Here is a 13,903-nt window from a genome sequence, read left to right as displayed (position 1 = left end):
GTCGCCGCGTACGCCCAGGAGTCGGGCGCAAGGGGGCCGACCGGGTCAGGCCCGGGCCGCCGACCCGTCGTACCGTCCTCCGTCGTTCCTCTTGGCCCGGAGCCTGCCCTCGGCATCGAGGGGATTGTCGTGGCTGGTCCTCTCGACGCCGGTGAGGAGGCTGCCCGCAAGGGGATCTCCTTGGCCTCCCCGGTCTTGAGCCTCACGGAGTGGGTGAGATCGGCATCCTCGATCTTCTTGTACAGCGATTCCTGGAGGTTGAAATTTCCGTGACGGACGAAGTCGGGGATCAGGCACACGACTTGGGCCATCGCTCGCGACAGCTGCTGGAGTCCGGCCAACGACACCATCTGGACCGGCTGACCTCAGGTCGGCGTAGCTGGCCGCTCAGCTGGCCATGGCCAGCTCCGTGCGTGCCCGCTGCAGCAGGCTCCGAACCGTCGACTCCTTCGGCCAGCGCCGCAACTCCGTCGTGTAGTCCCGCACGTAGTCCCGCGCCCGCGTCGACTGCACCCGCGCGAGGATGTCGACCGCCCGGTGCCCCATCGCGACGCCTTCCTCAAGGCTGCCGCCCTGCAGGTGCACCGTCCCGAGCACCGTGAGGCGCAGCCCGACCGAGCGGGCGAACGAGCCCTCGGGCATCGCATCGGCGTGCCGGTTCCACGTGAACGCCGCCTTGGGGTTGCCGAGGTCCCGCCACACCTCGACCGCATCCGATGCGAGCCGGGTGTGGCTCATGTGACTGATCCACTCCGGATCGTTGCCGGGCCGTGCGCGGCCGAGGAGCGTCTCCGCCTCCGACAGGGCCCGCGACGCCGCCCGCGGGTCCCGTGACCGGCCGTGTGCCCGGGCCTCGACCATCTTCGCGAACGCCAGCACCCGCGGGCTCGCCGACCCCTTCGCGCGCTCGTAGCCGCCCTGGACCATGTCGATGGCCTCGCTCGGGTAGCCGCGCAGCATGGCCTGCAGCGCCATCGTGGACATCACGTGGCTGCCGACCTCGGTGTCGCCGGCCGCGCGGGCGAGCGCGAGGGCCTGGATGAAGTGCCGCTGCGCGGCATCGTGCTGGCCCATGTCCAGCGCGGCCCAGCCGACGACCCGGGCGAGCTCGGCGGTCACGCAGTACAGCTCGGCGCCGATCTTCTCCGGGTAGGTGCCCACCAGCAAGGGGCTCGCGCGGTGCTGGAGGCAGTCCGCGACGCTGCTGGAGCGCCAGCTGCCGCCGCCGTACTTCGAGTCCCAGGAACGCGCCTCGCTCGCGGCCTGCCACAGCTCCTCCAGGTCCGCGCGGCCGACCTGGAGGCTGCCGCGGTGCCCAGGGAGCGGCGCGGAGGGCTGGACCAGCCAGCGGGTGACCGGGGTGGTGTAGGCAGCGACGGCGAACGCGCCGCCGATGAAGTCGCGTCGGTGCACGGTGCTCCAGAAGTTCGCGGCGTTGCGCACGGCGTCGCCGGGGTCTCTGGGGAAATCCAACCCCACCGCGGCCGGGTCGGCGGGGAGGCCGGCCATGCCTATCTCCCTGAGGGTGACAGGCCGTCCGAGCCGTTCTCCCAACGCAACGGCGATGAGCTCGGGCGCCGGGGCATCGGGGATCATGCCCTTGGCCACCCAGTTGCCGACACTCGTATGGGTGTATGCGCGCGGCTGACCGCGCTGCGCGGAGAGCTCGTTCACCCGCTGCGCGAGGCCCTTGCGGCTGCGGCCGCTCGCGGCCAGGAGCGCGCCGAGGCGGTGGTTCGGTTCGCGGGTCCTGCGTGGTGCCGGCGCCATGAGGGCTCTCCTGCCTGCCGGTGGCCGGGCTTCGAGGGTAGAGCCGCAGGCAGCAACACCGTTAACGCTTCTGTGATGTGTGGGCCCCCTCTGTGTGCCTGCCGGGCACCACCCTTCCAGGAGTGTTCTGGAAGCCGGTCGGACCGCGCCTCGCGACGGGGCAGGGCGGCCGTCCCCCGGATTGGAGGCGCACATGCGCCAGTTGCTCGTCACCGGCGGCGCCGGTTTCATCGGATCCCACTTCGTCAAGCGGATGCTTGCCGCCGACGATGTCGAGCGGATCACCGTCCTCGACGCCCTCACGTACGCGGGCAACCTGGACAACCTGGGCGCGGCGCTCGACTCGCCGAAGCTCACGTTCGTCCACGGCAACATCCTCGACACCGCGCTCGTCACCAACCTGATGGCCCGGCACACCGCGGTCGTGCACTTCGCCGCCGAGTCCCACGTCGACCACAGTTTCGCCGACGCCGGGGCGTTCGCGGCGACGAACGTGCTGGGCACCCAGCGGCTCCTGGAGGCCGCGGCCAAGGCCGAGGTGTCCAAGTTCGTCCACGTGTCCACCGACGAGGTCTACGGGCCGCTCCTGGACGGTGCCGCGACCGAGGACGCGCCGCTGCGCCCGACGGTCCCCTATGCCGCGAGCAAAGCCGCGTCGGACCTGCTCGCCCTGTCGTACGCGGTCACGTTCGGGCTGCCGGTGTGCCTCACCCGCTCCTCGAACAACTACGGGCCCGGCCAGCACCCGGAGAAGGTCGTCCCCCGGTTCGTCTCCGCCCTGATGCGGAACGACAAGGTCACCGTTCACGGACAGGGACAGCACGTGCGGAACTGGCTGCACGTCGAGGACAACTGCGCCGGCGTCGAGCTCGTTCTGCGCGACGGCATACCCGGCGAGGCATACAACCTGGGCCTCGGGACGGACCTGACGAACCGAGAGCTCACGGGGCTACTGCTGCGCGCCTGCGAAGCGGACTGGAGCCGCGTGGTCTACGTCCCGGATCGGACCGCGAACGACCTTCGGTACGCGATGGACTGCTCCAAGGCCGAGAAGCTCGGCTACCGGCCGCGCCGCTCTCTCGATGACGGTATCGCCGAGACCGTCGCCTGGTACCAGCACCACCCGGACCGCTGGGCCCCGCAGGCCCGCTACCCACACCCCCCGGTACCCACCGTCCACATCACGGCCCCGAGCCCGGAGCGCGACCGTGTCCGCTGACCAGTTGCCACAGAACGCGCTGCTCGTGCTCGGCGCGTCGGAGGAGCACATCCCTCTCTACCGGGAGGCAGGACGCCGAGGAATCCCGACCATCGCTGTCGACATGCGGTCGGACGCCCCCGCGTTCCCCTTCGCCGATGCGGCCATGAAGGTCTCCACCCGGGACGCGGATGCCATCGCCGAAGCACTGGGCGACACTCGGCCCGTCGGGATCGTGGCCGGTGCGAGCGACGCCGCGCTGCTCACCTGGCGTGTCCTGGGCCTGCGCTACGGCATGACCTACGTGTACCCGGAGGCGGCCTTGGCGGGTCTCGACAAGGCCGCCTTTCACAGGGTCGTCGCGTCCTGCGGTGTCGCCGGCTACGGATGGGCCGCGTCGGACGACCCGGGCGAGGTCACTGCGAAGGCGACAGAGTTGCGTTTCCCGCTCATGGTCAAGCCGGTGGACGGATCGGGCAGCAAGGGTGTCACCCGTATCACTCACCCGGACAGCCTCTCCGCCGCCATCGCCCGTGCGCGCGCCTGCTCCGCCTCCGGCACCGTCCTCGTCGAGGAGTACGTCCACGGCCGCCAGCTGACCATCGACCTCTTCCTCCGCGACAGCACGCCGGTCATGACCTTCATCAAGGACCAGCACCTTGTGGCCGGCAGGAGCGTCGTCCGGCGCATCGGCACGGCGCGACTCTCCCACCAGGAGCACCGTCACCTTGAGGACATCGCCGTCGGGCTGTGCAGCGCGCTGGGCATCGTCGACGGGCCCGCGAACTTCGACCTCGTCCTTGGTGAGGACGGCAAGGGCCGCATCGTCGAAGCCAACCCGCGCCTGAGCGGGGACAGCATCCCGCGCCTGCACGAGGCCGCCTACGGCGTCAACGTCGTGGGCGCACTCATCGCACTCGCGCTCGGTGAACCGTTCGACGCCTACCTGAAGCCGACACGAAACGCGCACGCCGGGGTGGAACTGCTCGGCTCCCCCCTCAACGTGGAAGGCGAGCTCGCCACCTGGGAGGGTGTCGACCAAGCCCGCAACGTCCCCGGTGTCACAGACATCGAGCTTTACGCCCGGCCCGGAGACCCCGTGCACCCGCACGACCGGTCCGGCCACAAGATCGGCATGATCACCGCCGCCGGACCGACGCCCGCAGATGTGTCCGAGGCCCTGGACAAGGCCACCTCACTGCTCCGACCGATCGTCCGACCGACCCGGGAGGCATCGTGACCACCCCACCGCGGCCCGACGCCGCGCACAACGCCAGCCCGTACCTGTACGGGACGGAACTGGAGGCCGTGGGACGCGTCCTGGCTGACGGCCAGTACGGGCACACCACCGTCACCGAGCAGTTCGAGCAGGAGGTCGCCCGCTTCCTCGGTGCCCCGGACGCCGTCGCCACCGCCTCCGGCACGGCCGCCCTGCACTGCGCTCTGCTGGCCGCCGGCGTCCGCGCGGGCAACGAGGTGATCGTTCCGTCCATGACGTTCTGCGCCACCATCCAGGCCATCCGCGCCGTGGACGCGGTCCCCCGCTTCGTCGAGGTCGACCCCGACACCCTGTGCGTGGAGGCCGCCACGGTCATGACCGCCGTGACCGACCGCACTCAAGCGGTCCTGCCGGTGCTGTACGGCGGCCGGGCCGTGGACCTGGGCACGGCCTACGACACCCTCCACGAGCGCGGCATCGCCGTCATCGAGGACGCGGCGCACGCCTTCGGCTCGCACCTGAACCACCGACGCGTCGGCGCGACCGGAGCCCTGACGTGCTTCTCGTTCGGCCCCATCAAGAACCTCACCTGCGGTCAGGGCGGCATGATCATCCCGCGCAACCCCGGCGAGGCCGACTTCCTACGCGGCGTGCGGATGCTCGGTGTAGTGCAGTCCCAGGCCGAACGCCAGGCCATCACCAGTTACAGCGTGGAAGGCTTCGGCCTGCGCTACCAGATGTCCTCCATCAACGCCGCCATCGGCCTCGCGCAGCTGCGCCGCTTCACCGAGACGGAGACGACCCGGCGGGAGCTGTGGGTCGCCTACCGCGACGCGCTGCGCGACATCCCGGCGGTGGAGCTGGTTGACGTGGACGTGACCCGCACGGTGCCGCACCTGTGCGTGGTCCGGGTGCCGCACCGCGAGAACGTGTTCCGGCTGATGAAAACCCAGGGCATCGCGGTGGGCGTCCACTACCCGCCCAACCACCTCCAGTCAGCCTTCAAGCCCTGGCACCGGCCACTGCCGGTCACCGAGAAGATCAGCAAGGAGATCCTGAGCCTGCCGTTCCACCAGCACCTCACCCAAACCGACATCGACCGCGTGGTGAACTCACTCGAACAGGCCCTCACATCGGCAGGAGGACCGTGATGCGCACGACCCTGGCCGTATGCCTTGGCGACAGCCCTGCCCATCGGAGGTCGAGGCCCCAGACCTGCTGATCAGGCGGAGGCGGCGGAAAGCAGCACGTCGACCAGTCGCTCGGCAGCGTCGGGGCGGCCCATCTGCCGAGCCTGGTAAGCGATCTGTCCCCGGAGCCCGGGGTCGGTGAGGAGCGGCTCGATCGCGTCTTGCAGCAAGGTGGCGTTGACCTCTCCGGTCAGCGCCACCGCTGCGCGTCGCCGCTGCAGGTGCATCGCGTTCTGGGCCTGTTCGTTGCCGGCCGACGTCGCGAGCGGCACAAACACAGCGGCCTTGCCCAGGGCGGTGAGCTCGGCGATCGTTCCGGCGCCGCTGCGGGACAGGACGACGTCGGCCAGCGCCAGCACGTCGGGGAGCTCGGGGCCGACGTATCCGGTCAGGTGGTAGCGGGCGGCCAGGTCCGGCTGCAGGGCGTTCACCGTCGCGCTGAGGGCGCCGAGGTTCGCGGGCCCGCACTGATGGATCACGTTCGCCCGCGAGAGGAGCCACGGAAGGGAGTCTCGCACCAGTTCGTTGATCTGCTGCGAGCCCTGGGCGCCGCCGGTCACGTACACGGTCGGCAGTCCGGAGGTGAAGGAGTGCAAGCCGAGCGCGTCGACTGCCTTCCGGGCGTGGCCGGCCAGCACCTCGGGCCGGACCGGATTGCCCGTCACCACCGTGGTGCCGCGCACCGACTCCGGCAGAAGTTCGAGGGTGGCCTCCGAGGAGACCGCGAACCTGGTGGCCGCGCGCGCGAGCGACCGGTTCGCCAGCCCGAGTCGCACAGTCTGCTCGTGAACGACCAGCGGCCTGCGGCACATCTTCGCCGCCAGACCGACCGGCACCGCCACGTACCCGCCGGTGGCGAGGACGACGTCCGGCCGGAAGCCGGCGACGATCGCGCGGGCCTGGGCCACGCCGAGCGGAACGCGGCTCATGTCGCGCACGTTCGCGGGCGACACGAGCTTGAGGGGGTTGGACGAGCGCCGGACCTTGCCCGTAGCGACCGCGCGAAAGGGGATGCCCTCGCTGGCGGCGACTCGGTTCTCCAGGCCACCGTCGACGCCGACCCACAGCACCTCCAGCGCGCGACCCGCCGCGGCGAGCCGAGTCTGGAGGGTCCGGACCGCGGTCAGGGCCGGGTACGTGTGGCCGCCGGTCCCGCCTCCGGTCACGATCAGCCGGAACGGCTCGCTGCTGTGCTGCGTCACGGGGTGCTTCCTCTGTTCGCGGACGTCGTCCAGTCCACGCTAGCCCCTGCTTGGAGAGCCCATTGGGACCGTCCCAGACGCCTTCGCGGCCGTCGACCTGCACGCCGACCCGGACCGCTGGGCTGCCGAGCCTTACACGAGCCAGGACGCAGCTGCCGCCACCCAGGTCTGCTTCGCAGGGGTGACCGAATCCGCTAACAAGCGCGAACGCGGATCGCCCCGCACGCCGCCGCGAGGGGTGATCCACAGGTCCGGAAACTGGAACGGCCGGTCGGACCCGAGGGTCCGACCGGCCGTTCTCTGTGTGCGCGAGGGGGGAGTTGAACCCCCACGCCCTTTCGGGCACTGGAACCTGAATCCAGCGCGTCTGCCTATTCCGCCACCCGCGCAACTGGGTGATGGGTAAATAGTAGCCCATCTCCCGGGGTGGTCTTAACCAACCGGGAGGGTGCCGTCCCGGAGGGCGGAGACGAAGGAGTCCCAGGCTGCGGCGGGGAAGAGGAGGACCGGACCGGAGGGGTCCTTGGAGTCACGCACCGGGACGAGGGCGGGGGTAGGGGATGTGAGGGCCACCTCGACGCACTCGCCCCCGTCGTCCCCGCTGTAGCTGCTCTTGCGCCAGCCGGCAGTCACGAGATTGACGTTCCTCATAGCGGTACTCCTCCATCGCATCGGCGATCAGGGCACTGGATTCACCGACCGAGAGTACATCTCCCCGCACGAGGTCGAAGTCCCGCCGAGCCTCGGCCACCACGGCCGGGGCGTCACTCATGTGCCCGCGGTACAGGCTCTCCGAGTAGACCCACTCCCGCCCGTCCGGCAGCAGGAGCAGGGACAGGGAGGTGGCGGGCATCTTCGTCACCGGGCGGGCGAACGGCGCCACTTGGATGAAGATGTTGTACCGCTCGCCGACGGAGAGGAGGTGCTCCATCTGTCGCCTCATCACACCCGGTCCACCGACGACGGTACGAATAGCGCTCTCATGGAGAGTCACCAGCAGTGTCGGACCACCGGCGGCCAGGAACCGGCGCTGCCGGCTCAACCGGGTGGCGACCCGCTCGGCCACCATTCGCGGGTTGTTGCGGGCATCGCCGAGACTGAAGATCGCATGGGCATAGTCCGCGCACTGCAACAGGCCATTGAGTCGGCAGTACTGGAGCACACGGACAGCTTCGGCTTCCTCCTCCAGTTCGACGTACTTGTGGAACCAGTCGGGGTGCTCGATATCGGCTTGCCAATCCACGCGTTCCCACAGCGTTCGCAGCAGCCCGCCCGTTCCGAGGATGTCGTCACAGGCGATCACCGTGTCGAGGTGCATCGTCCGGCGACCACCCTCGATACGCGTGACCACGGTCCGGTCACAGTGCAGAAGCTTCGCCAGCGCCTCCTGCGTGAGCCCCGCCCGTTCCCGAGCGAACCGCACTGCCTCCCCGAAGAGTTCCGCCGGACTCGCTGTGGGTGCGGCGCTCACCTTCCGATGTGCCACCTCGGTCCCCCTCTTGTGCCTTGGCCTCATACACCACGAATCGGCAGTCACCGTACCCGGGAACCCGCGATGATTGATGGCGGAACGCAGTTATTCGCTCGCACAGTGTGAATTCCGCGCCCCACTCGCGAGCCTGTTCCACTCCCCCCTCCCACCGGAAGGCTTCGCCATGCCCTGTCTCCGCCTCCCCCGCCGGCCCCGCGAGTTCGCCGCCCGGTTCCCCTCCCGGGCCGACTCCGCCCCCCTCGCCCGCTCTTTCCTCCGCGCCTACCTCGCCGGGCTCCCCCGCGGTGAACGCTATTCCGACGTCGCGGAGTTGCTGCTCGGCGAGCTCGTCACCAATGCCGTCCGGCACTCCGACGCCCCGCCGGACCGCCTGATCGAAGTCCGGTTCGCCGTCGCCCCCGCCGACCGCCTCCGGCTGGAGGTGCACGACGCCGGCGGCGGCCGCCCCGTCCTGCGGCCCGACGTCGACCCCGAGGAGGAGTGCGGACGCGGCCTCCTCCTCGTCGACGAACTCGCCGAGCGCTGGGGCTGCTGCCCCCGTGCCGGGGGGATCGGCAAGTTCGTCTGGGTGCTGGTCTCCCCCGCGTCCGGGTTCACCGATCTCGTCTTCGGCCGCTCACCGAGACTCGTCACGGTCTGAGGGTGACGGGCCGGGCGTCACTTCCCGGCCGCGGCCTCCAGGGTGGCGCGCCACAGCGGGCTGTCGACGTAGTGGTTGTCGTACAGCTCGGACGAGTCCTTGATCTCCTGCGGGCTCGCCTCGCCCCGCATCACCCGGCCGAGCAGCCGAAGGTAGTCGAAGCGCGGCATGCCCGGGGTGAAGACGAACAGCACGTCGGCCTCCGAACCGGGGGCGGCGGCGAAGGCGTGCGGGGTGCGCGGCGGGACGAGCAGGAAGTCGCCGCTCTCCAGGGTCTCGACCTTCTCGTCCAGCAGGACCCGGAGCTGGCCGCCGATGACGAAGAACAGCTCGGAGGCCCGTGTGTGGAAGTGGGCCGGGGCACCGACCGCGCCCTTGGCGAAGGTGGACCGGTAGCTGGTGACCGGGCTGCCGTCGGTGCCGTGGTCGGCGAGCAGGGTCATCACGCTGCTGGGGTCGCTGGTGGTCTCGGCGGTGGCGGCGCGGGTCAGGATCGGCTTGGTCGGGCTGGCGTTCATGGTGGTTCTCCCCGTCTCGGGCGGCTCCGGCTCCCCTGCCGTCGCCTTGTGATGATCACTCTATGAGTGTGATCGACCGGCCGAGGGGTTCATTCAGGCGGCAGAATCATGGGTCAATTCGGCCGCGCGACCAGCCCCGGGAACGCCCGAGGGCCGCACCCCGCCGATGCGGGGTACGGCCCTCGGAACAGCGCTCGCGTCAGGCGGCGGCCAGGCGCTCCGCCGCCGCGTCCAGACGCGCCAGGGTCCGCTCGCGGCCCAGCACCTCGATCGACTCGAACAGCGGCAGGCCCACGGTGCGGCCGGTGACCGCGACCCGGATCGGCGCCTGCGCCTTGCCCAGCTTCAGCCCGTGCTCGGCCGCGACGGCCTCCAGCTCGGCCTTCAGCGGCTCGGCCTTCCAGTCCGCGAGGGCGGTGAGCTTCTCGCGCGCGGTGCGCAGCAGGGCCAGCGCGCCGTCCTTGTCCTTCATGGCCTTCGCCCAGGACTGCTCGTGCTCCACCGGCTGCGGCAGGAACAGGAAGTCGACCTGCTCGACGATCTCGCCCAGCACCGCGATCCGGGACTGCGCCAGCGGGGCCAGCTCGGCGAACGCGGCGGCGTCGAAGTCCTCGGCCGCCCACGGCGCGCGGTCGGCGGCCAGGAACGGCGCGCAGGCCGCGACGAACGCGTCCACCGTCAGGGCGCGGATGTACTCGCCGTTGAACGAGCGCAGCTTCGCCACGTCGAAGAACGCCGAGGCGGCGTTCACCTCGGAGATGCTGAACAGCTGCTCCAGCTCGGCGTACGGACGGATCTCGACGTCGTCCTTGGGGCCCCAGCCCAGCAGCATCAGGTAGTTGACCATCGCCTCGGGCAGGTAGCCCTCGGCGAGGTAGTCCTCCAGCGCCACCTTGTCGCGGCGCTTGGAGAGCTTCTGCCGCTTCTCGTTGACGATCACCGGCAGGTGCGCCCAGACCGGCGGGGTGGCGCCGAGGGCCTCCCACAGCAGCTGCTGCTTCGGCGTGTTGGAGAGGTGCTCCTCGCCGCGGATGACCTCCGTGACGCCCTGCTCCAGGTCGTCGACCACGTTGGCGAGCAGGAACACCGGGCTGCCGTCGCCGCGGGCGATCACGAAGTCCTCGATCGCGGAGTTCGGGAAGGCCGGCTCGCCGCGGATGAGGTCGACCACGACGGTGGCGCCCTCGTCCGGGGTGCGGAAGCGCATGGCCCGGCCCTCGGCGTACTCCAGGCCACGCTCGCGGCAGAAGCCGTCGTAGCCGGTCTGGGCGGAGCCGGTGCGCTCGGCGGTCTGCTCGCGGGTGCAGTCGCAGTAGTAGGCGCGGCCGGCCGCGTACAGCTTCTCGGAGGCGGCACGGTGGATGCCCGCGTTGGCGGACTGGAAGTACGGGCCCTCGAAGGACGGGTCGCCCTCGTGGATGCCGATCGCGGCGAGGGCACTGATGATGCCGTCGGTCCACTCGGGCTTGTTGCGGGCGGCGTCGGTGTCCTCGATCCGCAGGACGAAGACACCGCCCTGCTGTCGTGCCGTCGCCCAGTTGTACAGCGCCGAGCGGGCGCCGCCGACGTGGAACATGCCGGTGGGGCTCGGAGCGAAACGGACGCGGACGGGACGGGAAACCTCGGTCATGGAACCAAAGGGTATCGGGCCGGGAGGCCGTCCCCGTCACACGCACCCCGCCCCGGAGCCGCGCGCGTCCCGTCCCCGAGGCGCGCGCGTCCCGCCACGGACGTCGCGCGCACCCGGCTACGCGGCGTCCAGGTCGATCGCGTTCTTCGCCCGCTCGACCGACTCCTCGGCCGCCGGGCCGCCCGGGTTCTCGGTGGCGAGGGCCTGGTTGAGGGTGACGAACGGGCGCATCCGGCGCTCGTAGCTCCCGAGCGCGGCCCGGTGGTCGGCTCCGGCCTCCCGGGCCCGCTCCAGTTCCTGGGCGAGCACGTAGGCGCCGACCAGGGCGAGGCTGGTGCCCTGACCGGAGAGCGGCGAGGCGCAGTAGCCCGCGTCGCCGAGCAGGACGGTGCGGCCGACGGACCAGGAGTCCAGGTGGATCTGCGCCATCACGTCCGCGTAGAAGTCGGTCGAGCGGTGCAGGGCGTCCAGCAGCCGGGGGGTCTCCCAGCTCAGCGCGGCCATCCGCTCGGCGACGATCGTGCGGGCCGCCTCGGGGTCGCGCTCGGCGGGCGCGTCGCTCCCCCAGCCGAAGACGATCCTCAACTCGGTGTTGCCGCGCACCGGGTAGATGCCGTAACCGGCGTCGCCGTCGCGCTGCCAGAGCTGCCAGTCCTCCAGGCCGAGGAAGTTGTCGGCGGCGAAGATCGCCACATGGGTGCCGAGCGGGTGCAGGAACTCCACCTCCGGGCCGAAGGCCAGCCGCCGCACCCGGGAGTGGAGGCCGTCGGCGCCCACCACCAGGTCGAAGGTGCGCGGCTGTCCGTGCGCGAAAGTGACGTGCACCCCGCGCGTGTCCTCGTACAGCGAAGTGACGCTGTCGCCGTGGACGAACTCGACGCCCGCCGGGGTGCGGTCGTGGAGGATCTCCATCAGGTCGCCGCGCAGCAGTTCGACGTCCCCGTTGTCGAGTCGACCGCTGCTGTAGGTGGCCTCCTCCGAGCGGTGCAGCTCGGTGCCGTCGGCGTCGAGCACGGACATGCCGCGCATCCGGGTGCGGGCGGCGTGGACCGGTTCGGTGACGCCCGTCCGCTCGATCACGTCGAGGGCGACGCCCCGGATGTCGACGGCCTGGCCGCCGGAGCGCGGGGCGGGGGCCAGCTCGACGACGGTGGGGGCGAAGCCCCGGCGGGCCAGCCAGTGGGCGACGGCGGTGCCGGCGATACCGCCGCCGGAGACGAGGACGTTCTGCATCGGGTGCTCCCCTGGTTCGCTGTGCCGGTGCGGCGTCGTCCGCCGCGAACACTCTGAATGTACGCTGTACGCGCAGAGCCTCGCAAGGCTCGAACTCGCAGGTCAGAGCCGTTTCTGAGCTAGGACAGAGGCCGATTCGGGGCCGATTCCCCTGGTAGCGTCTGCGCTAGTACAGGCCGGCCCGGCCGCCGAAGAAGATCTCGAACAGGAGGGCGCCGCCGTGGCACCCGAGACGGACCCGCCGTTCCGCCGCATCGCCGCCGACCTCCGCCGCCGGATCGCCACCGGCGAACTCGGCCCGGGCGCGCGCGTCCCCTCGACCCGGCGGCTCGCCCAGGACTGGGGCGTCGCCCTCGCCACCGCGACCAAGGCGCTCACCGTGCTCCGCTCGGAGGGACTGATCGAGGCCCGGCCCCGGGTCGGCACCGTGGTCGCCGCTGCCGCTACCGCCGCCGCACCCCGACCGGCCGCCGCCGAGGGCGAGTTGAGCCGCGAGCGGCTGATCGCGGCCGCCCTCGACATCGCCGACACGGAAGGGCTCGCCGCCCTGTCCATGCGCGCCGTCGCGGCCCGGCTCGGGACCGCCCCGATGTCCGCCTACCGGCACGTCACCAGCAAGGACGAGCTCGTCCTGCTCGCCGCCGACGCCGCCTTCGGCGAGGCCCGCTACCCGGCCGACCCGCCGGACGGCTGGCGGCCCCGCCTCGAACTCGGCGCCCGCACCCTCTGGGGGCTGTTCCGCCGCCACCCCTGGCTCGCCGAACTCGGCTCCGTCACCCGGCCGTTGCTGCTGCCGAACCTGCTCACCCACGCCGAATGGGCACTCTCCGCCCTTGACGGCCACGGGCTCCCGGCCGCCGGCGTCCTCGACATCCACGTCCTGCTCTACAGCTACATCGAGGGCCTCGCCGCCAACCTCGAACGCGAGGCCCGCGCCCAGGCCGCCACCGGCCTCACCGGCGACCAGTGGACCGACACCCGCTTCGCCACCCTCGACCCCCGCACCGCCGCCGCCCGCTACCCGGTCTTCACCCGCCTGATGACCGAACTCGGCGACAGCGGCTACGACCTCGACCTCGACACCCTCTTCGAGTCCGGCCTCACCACCCTCCTCGACGGCCTCACCGCCCGGATCGAGGGCGCGGGCCGGGGGTGAGGCCCCTGCCCCGACGGCCTGCCCCGACGGGGCGGTGTCACCAGCCGAGCTGCGCCTCGCCCAGCACCTCGCCACCGACAGCCTCGGCGAGCTTGCGGGCCCGCTCCTCCTCGTCGCCGAACCTGCCCACGTGGACGAAGACGGTGTGGTGGCCCGCCCAGGGGGCCAACTGGGCCGAGTCGCTGTGGAACACGATCTGGACCCCGTCGTACTTCGGCGAACCGACGCTGCCGGTCTCCGGGTCGTCCGGCCACCGGCCGTGCCAGTCGACGGCGGCCGTGCCCCGGCCGACGGCCGCCGCGAAACGCCGCTCAGCACTCCCCGTCGGGACGTCCAGCTGGACGTCCAGGGGAAGGTGCGGCTCCAGCGCGGCATCGTCCGCCGTACGCGGGTCGAGCTCGAACGGGAGGTACTCCCCCGCCGGACCGGTCCGCATCTCCATGTGGTGGAAGCGGGCGCCGGGCAGGACCTCGGCCATCCGCCGGACGTCGGCTGCCGTCATCAGCTCGGCGTAGAGCCCGACCTCGTCCTCGCCGTGGGCCAGCAGCGCGCGCAGCCGCTCGGCCCACGCGTACGCCTCGGCCGGGTCGGTGGTCCGGAGGACGGGATACGCCGTGGAATTGCCCATGGACCGAACGGTCACACAGCGGCGCTG

General features: G+C 71.3%; 13 protein-coding genes and 1 tRNA gene. 5 read left to right on the top strand and 9 right to left on the bottom strand.

What is annotated here, in order from left to right:
* Positions 1-387: 387 nt before the first annotated feature.
* Positions 388-1,770, bottom strand: coding sequence for a sporulation protein (locus ACIQ9P_RS22875; protein WP_402359037.1), 1,383 nt, complete (start codon positions 1,768-1,770; stop codon positions 388-390).
* Positions 1,771-1,963: 193 nt separating this feature from the next.
* Here ACIQ9P_RS22875 and ACIQ9P_RS22870 point away from each other — a divergent pair, with 193 nt between their 5' ends.
* From ACIQ9P_RS22870 to ACIQ9P_RS22860, 3 genes are read left to right on the top strand one after another with little or no spacing between them, the layout of a single operon-like run.
* On the top strand, positions 1,964-2,989 hold the full coding sequence (locus tag ACIQ9P_RS22870; protein ID WP_402359034.1) for a dTDP-glucose 4,6-dehydratase: 1,026 nt from the start codon (positions 1,964-1,966) through the stop codon (positions 2,987-2,989).
* Positions 2,979-4,208 (top strand): ATP-grasp domain-containing protein, encoded by a 1,230-nt coding sequence (locus ACIQ9P_RS22865; protein ID WP_402359031.1) that lies wholly within the window; start codon positions 2,979-2,981, stop codon positions 4,206-4,208. Before ACIQ9P_RS22870 ends, ACIQ9P_RS22865 begins: the two co-directional genes overlap by 11 nt.
* Positions 4,205-5,338 carry a DegT/DnrJ/EryC1/StrS family aminotransferase gene (locus ACIQ9P_RS22860; RefSeq protein WP_402359028.1) on the top strand — a complete coding sequence of 378 codons (1,134 nt, stop codon included), beginning with the start codon at positions 4,205-4,207 and terminating at the stop codon, positions 5,336-5,338. The genes ACIQ9P_RS22865 and ACIQ9P_RS22860 overlap by 4 nt, the downstream gene beginning before the upstream one ends.
* A gap of 71 nt (positions 5,339-5,409) precedes the next feature.
* Here the strand turns inward: ACIQ9P_RS22860 and ACIQ9P_RS22855 are convergent, their stop codons facing one another.
* From ACIQ9P_RS22855 to ACIQ9P_RS22840, 4 genes are all read right to left on the bottom strand, one after another.
* Positions 5,410-6,579 (bottom strand): UDP-N-acetylglucosamine--N-acetylmuramyl-(pentapeptide) pyrophosphoryl-undecaprenol N-acetylglucosamine transferase, encoded by a 1,170-nt coding sequence (locus ACIQ9P_RS22855; protein ID WP_402359025.1) that lies wholly within the window; start codon positions 6,577-6,579, stop codon positions 5,410-5,412.
* 305 nt (positions 6,580-6,884) lie between these two features.
* A tRNA-Leu gene (locus ACIQ9P_RS22850) sits at positions 6,885-6,968 on the bottom strand.
* A 43-nt stretch (positions 6,969-7,011) separates the two neighbouring features.
* Entirely contained in the window at positions 7,012-7,152 is a 141-nt protein-coding gene (locus ACIQ9P_RS22845) for a DUF397 domain-containing protein (protein WP_402359022.1), read from the bottom strand.
* On the bottom strand, positions 7,109-8,050 hold the full coding sequence (locus ACIQ9P_RS22840; protein ID WP_402359019.1) for a Scr1 family TA system antitoxin-like transcriptional regulator: 942 nt from the start codon (positions 8,048-8,050) through the stop codon (positions 7,109-7,111). Before ACIQ9P_RS22840 ends, ACIQ9P_RS22845 begins: the two co-directional genes overlap by 44 nt.
* A 184-nt stretch (positions 8,051-8,234) precedes the next feature.
* Between ACIQ9P_RS22840 and ACIQ9P_RS22835 the strand changes: the two genes are divergently transcribed.
* On the top strand, positions 8,235-8,711 hold the full coding sequence (locus ACIQ9P_RS22835) for an ATP-binding protein (protein WP_402359016.1): 477 nt from the start codon (positions 8,235-8,237) through the stop codon (positions 8,709-8,711).
* 17 nt (positions 8,712-8,728) lie between these two features.
* Here the strand turns inward: ACIQ9P_RS22835 and ACIQ9P_RS22830 are convergent, their stop codons facing one another.
* From ACIQ9P_RS22830 to ACIQ9P_RS22820, 3 genes are all read right to left on the bottom strand, one after another.
* Positions 8,729-9,229, bottom strand: coding sequence for a cupin domain-containing protein (locus tag ACIQ9P_RS22830; protein WP_402359013.1), 501 nt, complete (start codon positions 9,227-9,229; stop codon positions 8,729-8,731).
* A gap of 199 nt (positions 9,230-9,428) precedes the next feature.
* On the bottom strand, positions 9,429-10,805 hold the full coding sequence (gltX, locus tag ACIQ9P_RS22825; protein ID WP_402359748.1) for a glutamate--tRNA ligase: 1,377 nt from the start codon (positions 10,803-10,805) through the stop codon (positions 9,429-9,431).
* Positions 10,806-10,976: 171 nt separating this feature from the next.
* Positions 10,977-12,092 carry an FAD-dependent monooxygenase gene (locus ACIQ9P_RS22820; RefSeq protein WP_402359010.1) on the bottom strand — a complete coding sequence of 372 codons (1,116 nt, stop codon included), beginning with the start codon at positions 12,090-12,092 and terminating at the stop codon, positions 10,977-10,979.
* Positions 12,093-12,312: 220 nt separating this feature from the next.
* Between ACIQ9P_RS22820 and ACIQ9P_RS22815 the strand changes: the two genes are divergently transcribed.
* Positions 12,313-13,248 (top strand): TetR/AcrR family transcriptional regulator C-terminal domain-containing protein, encoded by a 936-nt coding sequence (locus tag ACIQ9P_RS22815; protein WP_402359007.1) that lies wholly within the window; start codon positions 12,313-12,315, stop codon positions 13,246-13,248.
* A gap of 37 nt (positions 13,249-13,285) precedes the next feature.
* Here the strand turns inward: ACIQ9P_RS22815 and ACIQ9P_RS22810 are convergent, their stop codons facing one another.
* Entirely contained in the window at positions 13,286-13,876 is a 591-nt protein-coding gene (locus tag ACIQ9P_RS22810; RefSeq protein ID WP_402359004.1) for a hypothetical protein, read from the bottom strand.
* Between the last annotated feature and the right edge of the window lie 27 nt (positions 13,877-13,903).

The sequence above is a fragment of the Kitasatospora sp. NPDC094019 genome, from assembly GCF_044764505.1.
Lineage (GTDB): Bacteria > Actinomycetota > Actinomycetes > Streptomycetales > Streptomycetaceae > Kitasatospora.
Note: the sequence above shows the minus strand (reverse complement) of the source record. Positions and strands in the feature narration are given on the sequence as shown.